This window comes from Flavobacterium sp. TC780 (assembly GCF_056783245.1).
On the sequence record NZ_JBXBAV010000163.1, the window covers coordinates 1 to 20,778 of the forward strand.

14 protein-coding genes, 1 tRNA gene and 3 pseudogenes are annotated in these 20,778 nt (G+C 31.2%); 10 read left to right on the top strand and 8 right to left on the bottom strand.

What is annotated here, in order from left to right; all coding sequences use genetic code 11:
- Positions 1-141 precede the first annotated feature (141 nt).
- The 10 genes and pseudogenes from AC1RYN_RS18035 (at position 142) to AC1RYN_RS18080 (ending at position 10,888) form a co-directional block, all read left to right on the top strand.
- Complete coding sequence (locus AC1RYN_RS18035) at positions 142-579, top strand: hypothetical protein (RefSeq protein WP_481808056.1); 438 nt, start codon at positions 142-144, stop codon at positions 577-579.
- A 454-nt stretch (positions 580-1,033) separates the two neighbouring features.
- Positions 1,034-2,817, top strand: a pseudogene (locus AC1RYN_RS18040) (AMP-dependent synthetase/ligase).
- 174 nt (positions 2,818-2,991) lie between these two features.
- Positions 2,992-4,041, top strand: coding sequence for a proline iminopeptidase-family hydrolase (locus tag AC1RYN_RS18045; RefSeq protein WP_481808057.1), 1,050 nt, complete (start codon positions 2,992-2,994; stop codon positions 4,039-4,041).
- 325 nt (positions 4,042-4,366) lie between these two features.
- Entirely contained in the window at positions 4,367-5,881 is a 1,515-nt protein-coding gene (locus AC1RYN_RS18050; RefSeq protein WP_481808058.1) for a reverse transcriptase family protein, read from the top strand.
- Positions 5,882-5,899: 18 nt separating this feature from the next.
- Entirely contained in the window at positions 5,900-6,928 is a 1,029-nt protein-coding gene (locus tag AC1RYN_RS18055; RefSeq protein WP_481808059.1) for a WGR domain-containing protein, read from the top strand.
- 410 nt (positions 6,929-7,338) lie between these two features.
- A complete protein-coding gene (locus AC1RYN_RS18060; RefSeq protein WP_481808060.1) occupies positions 7,339-8,562 on the top strand; it encodes a hypothetical protein in 1,224 nt (407 codons plus the stop codon).
- Positions 8,559-8,837, top strand: coding sequence for a hypothetical protein (locus AC1RYN_RS18065; protein WP_481808061.1), 279 nt, complete (start codon positions 8,559-8,561; stop codon positions 8,835-8,837). Before AC1RYN_RS18060 ends, AC1RYN_RS18065 begins: the two co-directional genes overlap by 4 nt.
- Positions 8,838-8,941: 104 nt before the next feature.
- Positions 8,942-9,193 (top strand): hypothetical protein, encoded by a 252-nt coding sequence (locus AC1RYN_RS18070; RefSeq protein ID WP_481808062.1) that lies wholly within the window; start codon positions 8,942-8,944, stop codon positions 9,191-9,193.
- A 114-nt stretch (positions 9,194-9,307) separates the two neighbouring features.
- Positions 9,308-9,985, top strand: a complete 678-nt coding sequence (locus AC1RYN_RS18075) for a hypothetical protein (RefSeq protein ID WP_481808063.1) — start codon at positions 9,308-9,310, stop codon at positions 9,983-9,985.
- A 210-nt stretch (positions 9,986-10,195) separates the two neighbouring features.
- Entirely contained in the window at positions 10,196-10,888 is a 693-nt protein-coding gene (locus AC1RYN_RS18080; RefSeq protein WP_481808064.1) for a hypothetical protein, read from the top strand.
- Between the two features lie 53 nt (positions 10,889-10,941).
- Here the strand turns inward: AC1RYN_RS18080 and AC1RYN_RS18085 are convergent, their stop codons facing one another.
- The 8 genes and pseudogenes from AC1RYN_RS18085 to AC1RYN_RS18120 all read right to left on the bottom strand — a co-directional run bounded on the left by AC1RYN_RS18085 (position 10,942) and on the right by AC1RYN_RS18120 (position 20,296).
- A complete protein-coding gene (locus AC1RYN_RS18085) occupies positions 10,942-12,672 on the bottom strand; it encodes a hypothetical protein (protein WP_481808065.1) in 1,731 nt (576 codons plus the stop codon).
- Positions 12,662-15,169, bottom strand: coding sequence for a ribosomal protein L7/L12 (locus tag AC1RYN_RS18090; RefSeq protein WP_481808066.1), 2,508 nt, complete (start codon positions 15,167-15,169; stop codon positions 12,662-12,664). Before AC1RYN_RS18090 ends, AC1RYN_RS18085 begins: the two co-directional genes overlap by 11 nt.
- Positions 15,170-15,224: 55 nt before the next feature.
- Positions 15,225-15,851, bottom strand: a complete 627-nt coding sequence (locus AC1RYN_RS18095) for a hypothetical protein (protein ID WP_481808067.1) — start codon at positions 15,849-15,851, stop codon at positions 15,225-15,227.
- A gap of 72 nt (positions 15,852-15,923) precedes the next feature.
- Positions 15,924-16,742 carry an AAA family ATPase gene (locus tag AC1RYN_RS18100; RefSeq protein WP_481808068.1) on the bottom strand — a complete coding sequence of 273 codons (819 nt, stop codon included), beginning with the start codon at positions 16,740-16,742 and terminating at the stop codon, positions 15,924-15,926.
- Positions 16,726-17,052, bottom strand: a pseudogene (locus tag AC1RYN_RS18105) (hypothetical protein). Before AC1RYN_RS18105 ends, AC1RYN_RS18100 begins: the two are co-directional and overlap by 17 nt.
- A gap of 35 nt (positions 17,053-17,087) precedes the next feature.
- Complete coding sequence (locus tag AC1RYN_RS18110; protein WP_481808069.1) at positions 17,088-17,714, bottom strand: hypothetical protein; 627 nt, start codon at positions 17,712-17,714, stop codon at positions 17,088-17,090.
- Positions 17,715-17,849: 135 nt separating this feature from the next.
- Positions 17,850-20,091: pseudogene (locus tag AC1RYN_RS18115) on the bottom strand (hypothetical protein).
- Between the two features lie 86 nt (positions 20,092-20,177).
- Positions 20,178-20,296, bottom strand: a tRNA-OTHER gene (locus AC1RYN_RS18120).
- Between the last annotated feature and the right edge of the window lie 482 nt (positions 20,297-20,778).

The following is a 20,778-nucleotide window of genomic DNA, read 5'->3' on the forward strand; positions in this document are numbered from 1 at the left end:
TACGTATTGCTAAGGTTAATACATGCTCCTGTTGTTAGGGAGGCAGCACCTGATTTTATTAGTTTTGCCCTCCCGCATGAAAAATACCACTATTTATTATGCTCCAAAAACAAATAAAATAAAATTCTAAATACCTTTTTAATGAACATCAAGAACCTACTTTTTGTTGCTTTTTTTCTTTGCTTAACAACTGTTTATTCTCAAATTAAAACTGAAAAAATTAATGCTAAAAACCAAGAACGTTTCATCACCACAACTATTGCTTATCCTGTAACTGGAATCTATCATTATGATGGAAAAAAAGAACCAATTACTCAACTAAATGCAAATGGAACTGGTATTTTTCAATATGAAGATCTAACTAAAAAAAACATCACTTGGGGATTCGAATGTTCAGAAGTTGGGATTCCTATATTTAACGAAGGATTTGATAGTGCTTCTTATTCGCTTTGGTACAAAACCAATGACAAAGAAGACAGCGAATGGGTTTACGCACAATTCTCTATTCATTTCAATAAAAAGAAAATGTATATTTCTGGAGAAAGAGTAAAAGAATATGTTGAAGAAGTAAAAAAATAAAAAGAAATTCAAATTTAGGATTAACTATACAAGTCTTTTAGATGTCTCTTTAATTAATTAGAACATGTTTTTTTTGTGTAAAGTCGCGAAATTAAAAAGAAAGTATAAATAAACTTAGTGCCTTGATAATTTTGCAAGAGATTTATTCTGCAGCCAGTAAAAATATTTTTCTTAACTTAGTAACATAAGCTTTAATTAACCTAATTAGAAAAATTTAATTCATAACTAACATAAAGACGGCACTTTAAATCAGATAGCAAAGTTTAGTTTTTCAAACAAAAAGCAGTATTACAGCATTACAAATTAGCTGTATAAATATAACAAAACATACCGCATAAAGAAATCGATTTCGTAATTTAAAATAAATAGAATTAAACTTTTCATATTTAATTTATTAAAAATAAAAATTAACGATAAATTTTATTAATTTGCGGTAAAATTCAATCTAAACGCCATGGTTACAATTACGAGACTTTTTGATTTTCCTTATTATCAGAAGAAAAATATAATAAAAAAGATGCTTTAGTAACCAAACGTAATGGTGTTTGGGAGAAAACTTCAACTGAAGAATATATAGCAAAAGCCAATGCCATTTCTCGAGCATTACTTCGTATGGGAGTTCAAAAAAATGATAAAATTGCCTTGATCACTTCTACAAATAGAACGGAATGGCATATCATGGATATTGGAGTTTTACAAACTGGGGCCCAAACCGTTCCTATTTGACCCGACTATCTCTGAAGAAGATTACGAATATGTTTTAAACCATAGCGGCAGTAGCTATTGCTTTGTTTCAGACAAAGAAGTGTTGGACAAAGTATTGGCTATTAAACAAAATGTACCAACTCTAAAAGATGTTTTTACATTTGATGAAATTGCTGGTGCAAAAAACTGGACTATTGTATTAGACGAAGGTGCAGATGAGAGCAATCAGAATGAAGTTGAAGCTAGAAAAGACAGCATCGTTACTGACGATTTAGCAACAATTATTTATACATCTGGAACAACCGGACGTCCTAAAGGCGTTATGCTTTCACATACAAACATGTTTCGAATGTTCTGGACAGCGCTCCAAGAATTCCATTGATCCAGGAAATAGTGTCGCATTAAGCTTCCTTCCTATTTGTCATATTTTTGAAAGAATGATATTATACATTTATCAATATTATGGTATTTCGGTATATTTTGGTGGGAATCTATTGATAAGTTAAGTGATAACCTAAAAGAAGTTAGACCAAATGTAATTACAGCAGTTCCTAGACTTCTGAAAAAGTATATGACAAAATTTATGCAAAAGGTGCTGATTTAACCGGAATCAAAAAGAAGTTGTTTTTCTGGGCTATCGATTTAGGTTTAAGATACGAGCCATACGGAGCAAATGGTTTTTGGTATGAGTTTCAATTAAAAATAGCACGTAAATTAATTTTCAGTAAATGGAAAGAAGGTTTAGGTGGTAATATTGATTTAATGGTTTCTGGAAGTGCCGCTTTACAATCAAGATTAACTCGTGTTTTTGCAGCAGCAGGAATACCAGTTATGGAAGGATACGGACTATCGGAAACTTCGCCAGTAATATCTGTAAATGACACAAGAAACAGAGGTTTTAAAATTGGAACTGTTGGAAAACCAATCCGTAATGTAGAGGTGAAAATTGCCGAAGATGGAGAAATTCTTTGTAAAGGACCTAATGTGATGTTGGGCTATTATAAAGATCCTGAAAAAACTGCAGAAGCTTTGCAAAATGGTTATTTCCACACAGGAGATATCGGAGAAATCGACAGCGAAGGTTTCCTTAAAATTACTGATCGTGCGAAAGAAATGTTCAAAACTTCTGGAGGAAAATATATTGCTCCTCAAATGATTGAGAACATGATGAAACAATCTCGTTTTATCGAACAAATAATGGTTATTGGTGAAGGCGAAAAAGAAAAAATGCCTGCTGCTTTTATCCAGCCTAACTTTGAATTTGTAAAAGAATGGGCTAAAATTCATAAAATAGTTTTAGGAGACTCTAACGATGATATTATTACAAACGTTCAGGTAATCAAGCGTATTGATGAAGAAGTTGAAGCAGTAAATGAAAAATTTGGTCATTGGGAAAAAATCAAACGTTTTGAGCTTACTCCTGATGTTTGGTCTATTGATGGTGGGCAATTAACACCAACTTTAAAACTGAAACGTAAAATAATCAAAGAAATTTACACTCTTTACCTTTATAAGAAAATCTACGGCGAATAAATACAATCGCTCATTATCACATAATAGATTTAAAAGTTCATTCTTTAGTTAACACATAAGAAACTGTAAATCTGATATTAAATAAAAATTCCACCTATTAATTTCTATTAATTCGTGGAATTTTTTGCAATAAAAAGATTAGATTAGTTCCGAATAATCATAAAAATAAAAATCATGAGAATAAAATTCATCATTTGTTTCTTAAGCATTATATTATTTTCTAGTTGTAAAGAAGAAACTAAAATAGATCCCATTAAAGCAAATTATTTAGATTTTTCTAAACGCGATGATCAACTTACCGGCGGAATAAAGATGATTCCGATTACTACACCAAAAGGAAAATTTAAAGTATGGACAAAAACTGTTGGTAACAATCCTACTATAAAAGTTTTATTGCTGCGTGGCGGTCCTGGACTTACTCATGAATTATACGAATGCTTTGATGGTTATTTCCCTAACGAAAGTATCGAATACATCTACTATGATCAATTAGGTTCTTACTATAGCGATCAGCCCACCGATAGTAGTTTGTGGACAAATGAGCGTTTTGTAGAAGAAGTAGAACAAGTACGCATTGCATTAGGCTTGGACAATTCTAACTTTTATATTTTGGGTCAATCTTGGGGCGGAATACTTGCTATGGAATATGCTCTGAAATACCAGAAAAACTTAAAAGGACTTATCATCTCTAATATGATGGCGAGTGTTCCTGAATATAATAAATATGCAAAGGATGTTCTCGCTCCACAAATGGATCCTAAAGTACTCAAAGAAATACAAGATATTGAAGCAAAGAATGATTTTAAAAATCCAAGATACACTGAACTTCTTTTCAAAAATTATTACACACAACACATATTAAGAATGCCTCTTGAAGAATGGCCAGAATCTATAAACAGGTGTTTTAAACACATTAACCCAAGTGTATATGTACACATGCAAGGACCAAGCGAATTTGGGATAACTGGAAATGCTACTTTAAAAAACTGGGACATCAAATCAAGATTAAAAACAATTACAGTTCCCACTTTGGCAATTGGCTCTAAATACGATACCATGGATCCGGAACATATGAAATGGATTGCTAACGAAGTACAAAATGGACGTTTTTTATTTTGTCCAGATGGAAGTCATCTTTCTCAATATGATGATCCTAAACATTACTTCCCTGGTGTTATCCAGTTCCTTAAAGATGTGGATAACGGGAGTTTAAAAAAAGGATAATCTATTTTAATTTTATTAGTATTCAATTAAAAGTTTTTTAGTATGTTTGTTTTGAGTTTAAGAAATACCTTGCTTTTCTTGTATAAAGAAAATGATGATGTTTCGTCATCGATGTAAGATTATTTAACATTCAGCACTACTTCTATCTTATGGATGAGAAAGGGTACTATACGTACAGTTTCGGTTCCACCTCCTCGAGATTAACTGTACGTATAGTACCCTTTCTCGGGAGTTGATAGACATAGTCCTTAGAAAATACGAAGGTTTTAAACTTTAAGCCCTATTGCTACAATAGGGCTTTTTAATGTAAAATAGCGATTGTAATATGTCTGAACAGCTTAGTAAACAACAAATTTATGATAGAATAAAAGCTACCTCAAAGGATAGCTACATATTAGAAGAAATGCAACGTTTAGGATTTTGGCAATCAGGATCTGAACCTACTCTATCTGAAATTCTAATTAATCAGGAAGCAAAGATTGAGAAGGAATTAAATGATCTTTTAGCACAAGACAGAAAGTTTAGCAATCAAGAAGCTATGGTTCTTGAAATGCGTAAAGCACGTATGAAAATTGCTAAAGAAAAAAGAGCTGAAACCAAATTAAACCAAGAGAAGAAAAGACTGGATAAAGCTGAAAATTGGAAATTATTGCAACAGCAACAAATTTTATATTTAGGTGAATCTGTATCTAGAGGTTTAAATGCTAAAGAAACCGATTCTACACTTTTAGAAAAATATAGTCTGCCTATTTATGAAGATGCATTAGCATTGGCCAAAAGCATGCAGATAGATTTAAAAGCATTACAATATCTTGCTTATAACAGAAAAGTTTCTAAAATTAATCATTATCATACATTTGAACTTGAAAAAAAATCAGGTGGTAAGCGCAAGATATCTGCTCCAAAACCAAAGCTAAAAGAAGTTCAAACCTGGATTTTAGAAAACATACTCCACAAAATACCATATACTATAGAGGCGCATGGTTTTATAAAAGAGCGCTCTATTGTTACCAATGCAGAACCACACATTAACAAAGACATTGTTGTTAATGTAGATTTAAAAGATTTTTTCCCTAGTGTAACTTATAAACGAGTAAAAGGATTGTTCCATAAAATGGGCTACTCTGAAGAACTCGCTACAATTTTAGGTTTATTATGCACCTACTCCGAGATTAATGAAACTACACTAGACGGAGTTACTTATTATGTACAATCTGGCGAACGCAAATTACCTCAGGGTTCTCCTGCAAGTCCAGCAATAAGTAATATGATTGTTTATAAAATGGATAAAAAAATTAATGGGTTAGCCAAAAAATTAAATTTTAGCTATACCCGTTATGCAGACGATATGAGTTTTTCGACTACTGAAGAAAACAGTCAAAATGTTTCCCGATTATTATATTATACTAAAAAAATTATTGAATCTGAAGGTTTTATAATTCATCCCGACAAAGTGCACGTAATGCGAAAAGGGATGCAACAAAAAGTTACTGGAGTTGTTGTAAATAAAAAACTAAATATAGATAGAATTCAATTACGAAAATTTCGTGCCTTACTACATAATATTGAAAAAAATGGATGGAAAGACCAACAATGGGGAAAAGCTATTCATCTAATTAATGCCATAGATGGTTACATTAATTATGTATATATGGTGAATCCTGAGAAAGGAACTGCATTTAAGCAAAATTTGAAATCCATTATAAAAAAACACGGTCAACCCAATATAGCAAAAACAAGTATTCCTGAAAAAATAACTCCAATAGTTGTTCCCGTTCTTGAAGAAGTGGAAGAAACAGTAACGGATCAAAAGCCAGAAAACTGGTGGAATATTTTTTAATTAATACCCTTTTCAATTATGAAATTAATTAAGCAGATTAAACTTTTCTATAAAGAAGGGAATTCAGATAAAGTATACGAAATAGACTTGTGTAGTATTGATGATACTAATTATGTAGTCAATTTTAGATATGGAAGAAGAGGTAGCGTTTTAAAAGATGGGACTAAAACTCCCGAATATGTTTCGGCCGATAAAGCACAAATCATTTTTGATAAACTTGAAAATGAGAAAAAAGTTAAAGGATACGCTTCAGAAATAGAAACATTAATAGATCTTCCTTCGTTAGAAAGTGTAGAACCTGATTCTATAAACGGTGTTATTCTTCAGCGTTTAGAAGATGCTGTAATGGGAAAACAAACTTTTAGTACAACTTGGAAAACCAGTCGCGTAATTTGGAAAGCGGGTTTATTAGATACTAAAGAAGCGATTCCTTATATCATTAAATTAGCCTCAAAAGGGGATGATTTACAAACCTATTCGGCTATTTGGGCTTTAATAAAGCTTAAATCAGATACTGCAGAAGAAGTTTTTAAATCCTATGCTTTACAAAACAAACAAAAAGAATATATAAGAAATCTGGCTCATGAGGGATTACTAGGAATCTTAAAAGAGGAGGAATTACAAAAACATATCTCAACAATTCTAGAGGCAATACCTCAAGAAGCTCGATATCATATTGATAAAAAAGATTTCGATTCGTTAATAATTTTTCTAAAAGAGGAACTAGAGAATAATTCTATCAATTATCTAACAGCTTTATACTTAGTTGCAAAATTTGATAGCAAATTACATGAAATTGTTATTTTCTTACTAGAAGCAGTTCCATTTAGACCTCCTTATTTTAAGCATATTAGGGCTATTTATAAACTGGCTCATATAAGAAACGATGCTGATGCTATTGCTGTTCTTGCATATCGATTTGAGAATGAAAACCCTATGTTTACAAGAACCGTTTCGTTAGAAAGTGAATATGATAATTCTCAATTTATTACTGCTATAAATGAAAGAGTAAAAATTGGGAAAGAACTTCAGAGGAAAAGACAGTAAAATTGCATTCTCTAATTTTACCAAATTCTATTTTCAGAAAAATAGTCTTCGCTTTTTAAAAGAAATGGATTCTGAAATGGATTCAAAAAAATACCTCAAATTTGCTGTATCAATTTTATTAAAATACTCAGAGGATGATTATAGCAAAGCCGAAAGATTGCCTATAAATACCTATGGTCAATACAATTACAATGATCAGAAATACTATTACACTGTGGTAGATTACCCAGAGTGTTCTAACTTAGCATTGTTATCTACAATCTTATTTGGGAATGACGAAAAACAAATTTTAACTTCAAAAATGAAATTCATTTTAAATCAGGAAATTTTCTCAAGCAAAAACTATTATTACGATTCAAATCAAGTAACCAAAGTAAGTAGTAAAGTAGCTACTGAAAATAAAAATACTGTTGCAGACCAGAAGTTCGAGCTCAGTATTAGATGTTGCCAAAAAAGCATTTTCAACTTTTTTTGGAAAGAAAGAAGTAGAGAAAAAAACCGAAGAGCCAATAGTTCAGGAAGAACAAAAAACAATCACGGATAATTCCAAGAAACGTTTAGAATTATTTCCAGAACATTGGGATGCATTTCCAGAAGCCTATATTCAGCTTATAATGGAAGGGAAAATGAATATCATTCATGAATTTTCTTATCATAATTTAAAAGCTAGAAACGATTATAATACTTTAATCAATCGTTTTGATGAAACAACTATTTTAAATTTATTAAATAGTGATTTTACTATACCCAACAATTTAGGATTTGAAACAATTATCCTGAAAAATGATGTCCTTACTACTCAGGTTGGTTTTATTGCAGATGTGTTAAACTCTAAAACTGGGTCTGCAAGAAATTGGTCAAAAAAACATATTTCATCAAACACAGCATTATTTCTTAATGATATTGAATGTGTTGTGAAACTAATTTTTAACGAGGTAACTGATTTAAAAACATGGATAACAAGTACTTTAGAAAACTTTACATTTACTGAAGATAAAGCCAAAGTAATTACCGGAAAAGTAATCGTTGAACTACTTACATTCGAAGAATCTATAGAAAACAATAATCTGGCAACACTAGCCATTGATAGGCTTAAAAGAATAGCAACTCCACAACTTGAACAATTAAGTTGGGATATTATAGCTCGTTTAATCTCTTCGGATTTAAAAACAAATAATTTACTTGCCAGCAGTATTTTAATTCTAAAATCTAAAAAAGTAGAATCAAAAGAAATTCCATTTTCATTAATTGCTCTTTTTTTAGAAGATGAAAGTGCTGAAATTAGAAAAAATGGTATTCAGCTATTAAACAACTATCAGGAAGATTATTTATTGACAAATAGTGATTCTTTGTTAAACTTATTTCACAATGAATACCCAGATGTTATCGAATCTGTTCTAGAGCGTATTACACAATTAGGCAAATCACATTCTGATATCATCGACATTGCACTTCGCAATATGGTTTATGCGATGATTCGAAAAGAAAAATTTGAAGGCGCGCATTTGATCTTCAAAAAATTCATTCTTGAAGAAACAACTAATCATTGGAATACAGCACTTGAGCCTCGAGATGTTATAAAATTGATTCACGCTAATTATAGAGAAAGTCAATTAACGGGTTATGAAATATGAAAAAATATACTCGCAAAGACGATTTTACAATTCGCCAGATTATCTCTTTAGGAAACCATGAAATTCTTGCCATTCGACAATGGTGCTGGAATTATTTTATGGACAAAAAAGAACGCATTCGAGCAGAAAGAAATAATGCATTGGCAATATTAGACACGACTTGGGACGATACGAGAACATTTGCATTTCATTTTTTCAAAACCGAATTTGATGAAACAGATTGGGATCTAGAATGTCTGATCAGTATAGTTAGATTCTGTATTACCTGCGGTTGAACAATTTGGAAAAGAAATCATTACCCGATATTTTAATCCTGATGATGGCGTAACTTATTTAACTAAATTAAGCCAGCATCCTCAGTGTAAACATTCAGTTTTTTGTGACTAATTATCTTAACACATATGCTACAGATAATCTGCCTAAGTTGAGAGAGCTTGAGTTTTATTTCCGCTCTGTATTAACGCGAGTACACAAAGCCAGAGTTGCTAAACAGCGTATTTTTCAATTCTTACATCAGGAAGGGAAAAAAAGCGAAGAAGCTGCAATTTTTGTAACAGAAATTATTGACGAAGTTTCTGCTACCGTAGCAATACAAGATAAAGCAAATTGTATCTCTATTTTGACCATTTAAAAATGCTATACCCGCAATTACATACCCATTTAATCCTTAAAAACTAAGTTATGTTATTTGATTATAAATACAGCGGAAGTACCATTGTAAATAACACCTCTAATAGCCCTGGGAATGAGTTTTTCGCCAGATACTTTGCGAGAACCTACTTTTTTTGTTGGAAAACTAAACAAAAAAATAGCTTTTAGAGAAGCTATTTCTGCGTTGCATGACGTAGTAATTTCTGATTTACGTTTTTTTCCAAAGGATAAAGAAGAATATAAATTATGGGCTGCAGAACAAGAAAAAATATGGCTTAGCGAATATATGGCCGATTTTCAGATTGAAAATGTTAGAGCACGTATTCAGGAATTGAAAGAAGAATTGAGTATTGTTCAAAAAGAGAAAAGAACAGTAATGGGGCCTTTTAACAAAGCTAAAACTGCCTATTTTGATTATTTATATAAAAATGATAAAGATGCTTGGTATGTTTTAGACCCAGTAATTACAGTACATCCTGATGAAGTCTTTTTTGAATGTTTCAGTAAAGACGAATCATCTTATGGGAAATTAAGCTGCAATTATAATATATTCACAGAGATTAGTGACTTTAAATGTGGTACAACAAATATTGATTATTCAGAAGGATTATATAATGAATTCCAGAAAATAAGAAATTATAAAGAAACCGAATTTAAGATTGACCCTTCTGGTTTTGAAGCTAAAACAACAAATGAACAAGTCTATAAAGAGGTAAAAATAGATTTGCCTGATTCGTGGGTTAGAGGATTTTTACAAGTAGTTCAGCAATGACTTTACCTGCAACTATACTCGATTTACATCCTATGGACATCTTTAGCTTGTGCCAATATTTACGACGCTTCAAAGAAAAGAAAGGACCTAGAGCTTTACGATTTATACTAGAACCAGACAAACCTATTAAAGTAATATTTGAGCCTTTGCATGACAGAGTACCATTCATCGCTCTATTTATCAAGGAAACGAATCTAAAACAATCCGTATTTGGGGAAGACGTCGATTACTAATTTTAGAAGACTAATTCCTATAGCACGTAATTTTAAAGTAGTTTTATTGGGTTCAGGTTTACCATCCTTTTTTATTGCCGACCTTGGCGATATGTCTTATACTTTAGGCTTATCTGGTTGGACTAAAAATGATTGGAGTACCGCAGGAAATTTTGATTTAATGGCACCAAGAAGCAATGTTGATTTATTTACACAGGAAAAAGTCTTCAATGCATTAAAAGAAAATTGGCTTGATACGTCTGATAATTTAGCCAAAAAACTAAATCTTGATTCTTCTGTAGTTTCGGCATCATTAGCCGCATATACTCAAGCTGGACGAGTAATTTATGACTTAAATTTAGGACTATATCGTGTAAGGGAATTAACTCAAGAACCTCTAAACATGAAGTCATTACGTTTTTCGAGTCCACAAGAAGAGATTGCTAATAATTACATAACCGAAAATAGAGTAAAAATAACTTCGACTGCAAATGCTGATCAATTGCAAATTAAAGGAAAAGTAAGCGATAAAAATTTTACTTATAATACTCTTGCAGTATTAGACAAAGATAACCGACTCATTGAGGGCAATTGTGAATGTTCTTTTTACAAATCAAATCAATTACGAAAAGGACCTTGCGAACATATTCTAGCAACCCGAATGACTTTGCAAACTAAAAAAGCATTATAATATCAAAACCACGAATGTACTATTCGTGGTTTTTTGTTTTTAGAGACATAAAATTATCTAGTCTTTTTCTTTGCTTTAAGTTTATACTTCATTACATCTTTTAGCATCAATTTATTGTTTTTATTAAAATGTACTAATTCTGAAGCAACATCAGGGTTTTTATCAATCCTATTTGCAACAATTTCATAAGCTATATTTCTAGTTAAACCCTCAAGTTTCTGATCCTTACTAAATTCATGTTTTAATAAATGAAGAAATACCGCAGCATTTTCAGGAGACACATCTTTATTATAAACATTCGTTATGGCGAGAGATAATTCTTCTGTACTATTGATGTTTGCGAAATAATTATTTAGGCATTTTCCGGCATCTTTATTCGTCTTCCAGCCCTCTAAAAGGATTTCCTGAGCTTCTGTTACATCACCAATCTTATTTTTATAAACCAGAGAAGCTTTTACATATTGAAAATTCGCTTTGTAGTTTTCTATTACTTCATTAAAATATTTATCAGCTTCTTTTTTGTGCTTGAGCATCATGTACAAATCACCTACTTTTTCATCTTCATTGAGTTCTTTATAAAGTGCTATTGCTTCTTTGTAAGCATGTCCTTTCTCATAACATTCAGCAGCCTTTTTTGTGTTTTTTAAATACTTTAAATAAATCGCTGCAGCTTCAGTATACAACTCCCCTTTTTCGAGAACTTCGGCTGCTTTATGATGATTTTTGAGTAATTTCAGATAGATGTGAGCTGCTTTTTGATATTCTTTATTTTCTACAAATCCTTCTGCAAGTTTTTCGTAACGATTTTGTAAAGTGGAAAATCTATCTGAATCTATAAGTGCTGCACCTCCTGAACTTGAATTCGATTTTTTATTTCCTCTTGATAAAAGCGAAATAATCAAACCTACAATAAGTGCTAAAATTACAAAGCCAAATAATGATTGAAATTCAAAATGCGCATTTTCTGGATTACAACTTCTGATAAAAATGACAAAAAAGATAGCAAAGCCAAATTTTAAAATTTGTTGAAAGAATTCTGTTGTGGTTGGTGAAACATTAAACATACTTCTACCTCCAAAAGAAAATCTTCCATAATTATCTCCTCTTGAAGTCCCCAATGTATCTAATGGAATCGCTAATTGCAAAGCTAATTTTGGATTTTCATCTAAGAATTTCAAAAACTTATCCATTTCTTTCTGATTCCCTTTCATTACTTTTTGTAAATCAAAAGGTAGCTTCCCTATTATTTCTTCTTCAGAAGGTGGGTTTTCTATAGTCTCTAAAATTTTTTCCTGATCTATCTCAATACGCATCGAAGTTATGAATTGCGGAATCGAAACCGTTTTTGATGGTTCTGTTATTTCGGTTTCTTTTAGTATTGGCAACTGAAGAAAATCTGTCCAGTTTACTTTTTCCTTCAATTCAACCAAACCAATTTCAGGATGCAAAAAATGATATTCTTCTGAAAACAAATTATGCCATTCACCATCTGTTAACTCAGGTGTGATTAATGTATTTTCAGGAATAAATAACTTGCATGCTGCCAATTGATAAAAATTGTTTTTACCGATATCCGTAATTCTATTTTTTCCCTGATTAAAAACTACTAAACAGCCAAATAATTCATTTGCACGGATTCCCGGAATAGGAAAAACGGCAATAGAATCAAGCGATAATCCAATATTTTGAATTTCCTGAAGCCATACTTCCGCAGAGGCACTTTTTATAAAAATACCTCCTTTAGGAAATATATTTTTTGAATTTATCTTTAGTTTAAGCTCCATGATGTACGATATTCAAAATAAATGGTTTAAAATATTTTTCAATAAATACGTCGTCAGCCACGCTTTCTTTTGTATAGCCCGGAATAAAGTAATTATTTCCAGCGTATTCTCCTTCTGTTGCCATAATAGTTCGCATGTTAATTACAAACGGAATATAAAACTTATCAATTCGTCTATCACTGCTTTCAAAAACCAAAATCCCATCCTGATTGGTGATTTTACTACCATCTCCAGACTGAAAATATTGGATTTCTATATAACAAACTGCTCCATTATTTTCGATTTCTTTTTTTAATTTTTCTGCTGCATCTCTTGTTACGCTATTCAAAACAACACCAAATTGCCCATCGATAATTTCTTTAGCTTCTTTTAATGTTTTATCAGTATTCGTTTTTATTATTTGTACAACAGCCAAAGGGGATGTTCCTTTGTTTTTTAAAATAAGATTAACTTTTTCTTCAAATTTTATAGATAATTTTTCTAACTGTCTATATGAAAATCTATGTTCCTTTCTGAGCTCTAAATTCTCAATTCCATACCCATTAATCATCAAGAAATTATCATAAATCACAACACTTTCTACTTTTTTAATTACACTGTATTTAACTCTACTGTTTTTATAATTATTAATGAAAGAAGAATTTTCTTCAAGATTATTACTAAAAGCTTTTCTTATGCTTTCGTTTCTTATTTGGGTACAATGAAAATCACCATCAATCTGCCAAAAATCCGGTAAAAGATGCATAACACCTCCAGCAAAATAAAAATTATTATTATATTCAAATACTTTGAGAGGTGCATCATTAATCTTTTGATTAAAATCTTTATAGCTTTTTAATTCTTTGGTGCTAAGATTTATAGTACTAGCATAGTGTACTAAATCATAATAATGGTACCAAAGTATTTTCTCTCCCTTGTTATTTGTTTTCATCGCAAAATTGCCATTCCTAAACGGAAGGTTAGAAGCTATTTTCACAAATCCCTTACCAAATCTATCATTCGAAAACATAAATAAATTACCATTTATGTACATATAAAACTCATTGTTATGAGTGAATATATTTTGATAAGATCGCTCAACAGGATAAAGCAATGGTATACTTTTATCTGTTATTTCTCTAGCTCTTTGTTTTTTGTTTACATTATCTTTTTGCCATAATTCCTCTAACGGCATAATTATATGTTGCAACAGTTTCTTGCCTTTATTTTGATTTTTAAAAACATTAATATCCTGTAATCCTATTGCAAAAACGTATTTTATATCATTAAAATATGCACTCATTGCATTTTGCATCGGAGCTAATTTTAGGCTTTCTTCTGAAGAAAAAAGAAAAACTTCCTGATTCTTGCTATTGATTTTATTTGCTGCAAAAAATGAATCTAATCCTGCTGAACAATCTAATTTACTGCTAAGTTCATTTAACGAGTTGATGACTTCGTTGACGTTTTCAACTGCAATTTCTTTATAATCTTCGCCAACAACATAAACCTGACATTCGATATCGGTTTTAGGATGTCTGGCAATTGCAATGGCTGAAGCAAAAGCTAAAATTTTAGGATTTCCCCAGTTTTTTAATGTAATATCTATTAATAAAATGCGCTTGAATTTGTCTGCTTCAGGTGGTACTTCACGCTGAATATACAATGCTTCATTATTAGCAATTCTTGACATAAAAACATCATCATCATACGCAAATTCAGAAATGACGAGTTTATCAAAATCTCCTTTATTCGTTAAATCCGAAATTCCTCCAAGCGGTTGCTCACTCGGATGATTGTGATGAAGTGGAATATTTAATCCCGACCAAAGTCGTTTGATAAGACTTCCTACATGAAATGTTTTATCTTCCTCAATAAGCTGATCTACAAAATCAGTTATAGTATCAGACAGATTTTTTTCTTCTAAAATTTCCTCATCCAACGTATCGTTTAAATCGTCATGAGGAACGATTTCCATTGCATTTAATATCGATTGAAGCGTTGGAAACTTAGTTTTCAGCAAAGCCAATGTTCTGAAATCTTTTCTAAAATTAGCCTCGTTGAATGGCGTTTTTTCAGCTGTTTTTAATAAATGTTCTCTGTAATCTTTATATTCATCAAGAAGATTTTTTGCTTTTTCTGATGAAACTCTATTATGACATTCATGAAAAATAGTCTGAAATAACTTCATTCTTTTTTCGCCAACTTTATATTCATTTGGTAAACTAGACAGTAATTTCAGAAAATCTATACTGGCACCCGTTCTAAAGGACTGAGATTGCGGAAAAGCGGTTACTATATTCTTGCTTCTTACCAAATTATGAATCATTTCGATTGCTTGTTCATTCTCTGTATTTGTAGCTACAATGGCTAACAATAAAGTTCCAAATGGCGGAATACTATCATCTGAAAGGTATTCTAAAATTTCAAAAACAAATTTCTCGTAACCAATAGTTTGTCCATTAGGGATTGTTATAGTCTCAAAGACACTATCTTCAGATAATATTTTATCCTCCATTCCCAGAAATAGTCTTCGTATGATTGAAAGTAGTTTAGAAATTCCATTTTTTAATTTATGAAAAAGTTAAGCGAAATGAACTTATTGAAAGTTGTTTTATATGTGTTTTTGAAATAATTGAATAACTATTATCGGTATTCCAGAGTATTATATTTTCTTCTGATTGATTTAATTTTTCCTGAAGTATTTTCGATAAAGCAAACCATTCAAAATTATATCCTGTTGGAATTAAAAAGTCATTATCAACCCAATATGTACTGCCTTGTATTGGCAATAAAGGATTCCCAATAATTAAGGCGCTTTTATCTATAACTACCCATTGCAAAGGTTCTAATCTATATTTAGGAGCCGACTCTATATACAACTTCAACTCATCGTAATCTACAAGCAAAGCAAAGGCCTCTTTTATATCTTCAGAAAGTTTTAAAACTATTTTGAGTTTTTGGTCTACGCCAAAAAAATTATGATTGAACTTAGGTAAAGAAACCGGTAATGCACGTAAAATTGGAGTCCACAATAATCCTGAAGGCAATTTTCTTGAAGGCAAAAGCTTTCCTTTTTCAAACAACAAATTGTCCTTTAATTCATATATCGTTTTGTATGGAATTTGCTGAATTTCGGCTGCATCAATTTGCTCCAAAGAAAAATCTTTAATCCAGATTGTATCAGTTTCAAAAGCCACTTTTAGTTATCCCAATGCCTGATTGATCTCAAAAAATGGTTGTGTTCTTTTTTAATTTCTAAAAAATACATATTAAATAGTTTGAAGTATTTTTTGCCACAACGATTCTATATGATCCTGAATATATTTTTTATTTTCTGCATCTTTAATCCAATCGCAACGGGTTTGAATATATCGTAATTTATCTTTTATTACATTTTGCTCTTCAAAAGAAAGATTTTCATCTTGCCATTTTTCAGTTAGGTAATTCACTTCTTTCATCACACTTTCGGCATCAGGAGTTTTGTTATACAAAGCTTGCGGATGAGCCGAATCAGAATTATCTTTTTCGATAATCTGATTAATTATTCCTTCTATAATTTCAATCTGTTCTTCATTATCCCAAATGTATTTTAAAACCCATAAATCAGATAAAACTGCCTCACTCCTACCACACATTAAAGCACTTGCAGCAATAAGATTCTGAAGTTTTACTGCACGTCTGTCTGATACTTTTATACCTGTATTTCTAAGGCTATGAATAATATCTACGTATTCATTTCGAATTGGAGTTAAATCTACCTTGCGACAAAGTTGTTGCAGTTCTCTAATTTCGTCAGCCGAAATTGTTGGTGCTTCTTTAGCTGCATCACTTTCTAATTTCCATCCTGCCAATAATACTTCGTGTAATAAATCTGGTTCAACGTAATCACATTTTATTCGAATTAAAAAACGGTCTAACAACGCATTTAGTGATTCATCCTCTGGCAAAACATTACTTGCTCCCACAAACATAAGTGCAGGAAGTTTTTTAGTTTCTTTACCACGACGAAATATCTTTTCGTTCAAAGCCATTAATAAACTGTTCAGAATTGCCGAGTTTGCATTAAAAATCTCATCGAGAAATACCATCAGAACCTTCTGGCATCATACCTTCTGTATTTGTAATCAATTCTCCTTCTTTAAGTTTACGAATATCAAAAGGTCCAAAATTTCATTAGGTTCTGTAAATCGGGTCAACAGATATTTAATTTTTCCCTCCTCCAATTCCGTTAGATAATGCTCTGATAATTGCACTCTTTGCCGTTCCCGGAGGTCCTAACAAAAAGGCATTTTCTCTTGCCAATAATCCAATTCCTAGCAAATCTATAATTTCATTCTTTCCAACAAAAGTGTCTTTAATATGCTTTAAAACAATATTTAATTTATCGGTAGTTTTCATTTACTTACTCCTATTTTTATTTTATTCGTATAATATTATAATTGCGCCCAAAAGATTTTTCTATAGTCTCCAAATCCTATTTCTAATTGTTTTTTTATAAAATCAGATTCAGTAAATTTTATTGCTTTTCTCTGTACAATTCGGTCTATGTAAAGCTGCTTCAAACAATCATTAGCATCAAGAATCTCAAAATCTATCCTCTCCATGTCAACTTCAAATCCAACGGCTGAATAATGAAACTGAAATAAATGTTTTTCAAGAATAGGAATAATCAAATCATCTGGATCTATTCTTTTCATTTCCATAATAATCTGAGGTAAAAAACGCAAACAAATATCTGCTGAAAGTATTGCCGAAGCATCTATTTTTCCCTTATAATCAGGCAAAAGCATCACCAAATCATTACTATTGTGCTCTCTATATAATAATAGTTGTGCAGCTAGATATACCGTTTTGGATGCCCACAAAGCAGCAAGAGAATTAAACTCTAGAGCAATGCCTGGATAATCTAAAATTTCCCTCTCATATTCGGTTTCCAGAAATGAAACAGCATCTGTCTCTTCTTCTTTAGAAATGATAATTACTTTATCATACAAAATAACCTGTTCAATTGTTCTGAGATGATAAATAGTATCTAAAAAAGGTGTTTTTGTGGTATCCATGCTATTAAGTTAGTTTCTTTCTTTTTAAACTAATTATGAAGTAAAATCTTAAGTCTGTAAATATATAATTAAATCCTCTCACTTATAAAAACAAAAGTTAAAACCACAAACATTATATTCGTGGTTTTCTGTTTTTTAATCTATTAATAATTGAGTAACTGCAGCAGAATTAATTGCCCAATTTACATCGTAAACCTCATCGGCATCTGTTGTTTCTACAATTTCCAAACCTTGTGCTTCGGCTTTAAGAGTCAAAAGACTACCTATGTTTAATTTGCTGCTTAGCTTAGATAATAACGCTTTTACACCTTTATAATCTAATCCTTGTACAACTTGGCCTCCAAAAGTCATCTCTAACCAAATAATTTCTTTTTTGGCTACATCCAGCACTCCAAAAACTAGCCCTTTTGCAACATTTTGTGTTACCCTTACCTGATGATCTACACAAGATGGATCATAAGCTACTCCTCTTTTCTCGGATATTTTCATCGGATGTTTGCTATTCATCCAACCTAATATTAAATTTGGAGTTATACTTCCGTTACTATATGCATTACATGTAAAGGTTACAAACTTGGCATTTGCTTTTGCTAATTTGTCAATATTAATGTTTATATATTCAGCCGTTCCTATTTTATTCGGAATATATCTGATATCTCCACTATGCTTACAACCTGTGGTTTCTAATCGGCTAAAAGAACAAATATCGGCACTATTTTCATAAGCAATATGACAGCTTAAATCCATATCCAGATGTTGTGCAGGTAAATCATTACCCCATTGCATAAATAATCGTACCTCATTACCCTCAATCGGGAAACGTGTTCCCATCAAAGCCACTGGTAAATCCTGAACGTTCTCACTTCTATCTCCTATTGAAACTGGCATATTAAACAATTGTGGATCTATATAAATTGTCTTATTATCATTTGGCATAGCCGCAAATCTTTTCTTCATAGCCAAGACACACATATCTTCAATTTGCTTTTTCATTGCATCCAATTGCTCATCAGTATATAATGATAATAATCGATTTGGTTCAATTCTTTTTGTTAGTACCTCCCAATGGTTTCACACTTCTTTGAATTGTTTTATCAAAATAATTTTGAGCATACATATTCAAAGTAAAAACCAAACGCGCCGGTACTTTATCAATGATTTCATTAAAATGTGCAATTGTTTCATCGGATCCAAACCAAAGCATATTCGAAAATAACGAACGAGCGAATAATCCTGGGCGTTGTTTTAGTAAAGCAAAAGTTTTATCTGTATCTAATTTCAAACGAAAGTGATTCAGATTTCCTTGCCAAACTTCGTAAGTCTGGTTATAGAAAGTATCTAATAAAACGGCTAATTTTTCAAAGCCTTTTCTTTTACTATACTCTGGTAAACGTAATGCTCGTATAAAACGAACCCACATTCCTCTTTTTGGATGCATGATTTCGCAAGCAGCATCGGCGCTCATTTCAAGATTATTCAACCAATTGGCAACCATCAAACATTCTTTTCTAGAATATTTAAGTTTTAAGCTCTCTTTAGCTGTCAACTTAGACTTAGCACTATTATCCAAGAAATGAGCCAAATGCTGATTGTTTTTTTCAACTCTTTGAATGATTGTTTTTGGATCTATAATTTGCAATAAATTGGTTTTCTTATACCATAAATACCTCAAAATATCTGTTGGTGCTTTAAAATATTGTGTTGCTTTTTCGGCTTGATCTTGTTCGATTAAAGCGTCGATAACAAGCATCAACGTTTCTTTCATTCCAACAGCAACATCTGGCAATGGCAAATACGCAATTAAAGTTTTTAAACTTTCTATCTGAGTAGCATCCAAAGCTGTTTTTGATGTTAATAACGAAACAAAGAAATCATTCAACTCTTTTTCCGACCATAACTCTAAAACTTTTTGTTTACTTCCTTGTCCAAAATTTTCAATTTCTCCAAACTCAAATGGAGTTCCACAAAAAGGACAGCCATTATATCTTTCTAAAGGAAAAGTACCATTAGGAATAATATGCCCACATTGCAAAGTAATTCCGTTATTAGATTTAAAAAGATTAGCAAACAAAGTCGCCATATGATCTAAAACAGATTCTCCAGTAGGCACATTCCATTCTTTGACCAATGGAGTCCAGTTTTTGTTAGTTCCTAAAACATCTTTTAAAACCTCTAAAACTTCAATTTTATAATTCGGATTTACATTGTTTAAAGTATGTAATAACGATTCAGAAAAAGTGAATCCAAGTTTTGAAACGTTGGCAGCTAAAGCCAATGTTGTTCCAGATATTTTTTTAACATCATTCGCAATTAATTCTGTTGGAATAAAAATTGCGTTTTGACGTAAACTGATTTTTAATAATTCTTTTGTTTTCATTTTTAATGATTTTAATAATTAGATAATTGTGTTTCTAGTTCTACCTAAAAGATTTTTGAAGTAAGAAACACTTGACCTTAATTTTGTGGAGCAGGTGGGATTCGAACCCACGACCTGGGCATTAAAAGTGCTAGAAGTAAGTTAAGATTGACCTTTTAATGGTAATTTCAAAACTAACCTGCTCTAACCGCTGAGCTACTGCCCCATTATTTATAAATGTATTAATCGGTAATTGTCTAAGTATATCTTAAAGGTTATTGAAGTAACTTAAACTTGACCTGATCAATTCATTTATTTTATTTAAAAGAACGTGTTTTTAATTTCTTAAGCAAATATTCAAATTTTAGTACGCAATTATTCTGCGTAGTGCAATATTTTTTCAAATATGTATTAATTTTTTACTTTTTATAAGGCATTTTACTTCATAAATCGGAGTTTATTTTGCGGAAACATCCTTATTAATTAACCAAAAACAAGTAAAACTGTCTCTCTAATTACTTTGTTACATTCCTTATCAAAAACACATACTAATCTATAAATCAAGTATTTATACCTGATTGTTTTTTAATTAAATTAATTATTTTTATTCGCTTTAAAAAAAACTGCTATAAATAAATCATACGTTCAAAAAACAGAAAGTTAAATTATTAAAGTAAGTCTATTTAATAACCTTTTAAAACTAAAAAC

Coding starts and splice junctions, on each gene's coding strand:
- AC1RYN_RS18035 (WP_481808056.1), top strand. CDS start 142: ATGAACATCAAGAACCTACTTTTTGTTGCTTTTTTTCTTTGCTTAACA.
- AC1RYN_RS18045 (WP_481808057.1), top strand. CDS start 2,992: ATGAGAATAAAATTCATCATTTGTTTCTTAAGCATTATATTATTTTCT.
- AC1RYN_RS18050 (WP_481808058.1), top strand. CDS start 4,367: ATGTCTGAACAGCTTAGTAAACAACAAATTTATGATAGAATAAAAGCT.
- AC1RYN_RS18055 (WP_481808059.1), top strand. CDS start 5,900: ATGAAATTAATTAAGCAGATTAAACTTTTCTATAAAGAAGGGAATTCA.
- AC1RYN_RS18065 (WP_481808061.1), top strand. CDS start 8,559: ATGAAAAAATATACTCGCAAAGACGATTTTACAATTCGCCAGATTATC.
- AC1RYN_RS18075 (WP_481808063.1), top strand. CDS start 9,308: ATGAGTTTTTCGCCAGATACTTTGCGAGAACCTACTTTTTTTGTTGGA.
- AC1RYN_RS18085 (WP_481808065.1), bottom strand. CDS start 12,672: ATGGAGCTTAAACTAAAGATAAATTCAAAAAATATATTTCCTAAAGGA.
- AC1RYN_RS18090 (WP_481808066.1), bottom strand. CDS start 15,169: ATGGAGGATAAAATATTATCTGAAGATAGTGTCTTTGAGACTATAACA.
- AC1RYN_RS18100 (WP_481808068.1), bottom strand. CDS start 16,742: ATGGTATTTCTCGATGAGATTTTTAATGCAAACTCGGCAATTCTGAAC.
- AC1RYN_RS18110 (WP_481808069.1), bottom strand. CDS start 17,714: ATGGATACCACAAAAACACCTTTTTTAGATACTATTTATCATCTCAGA.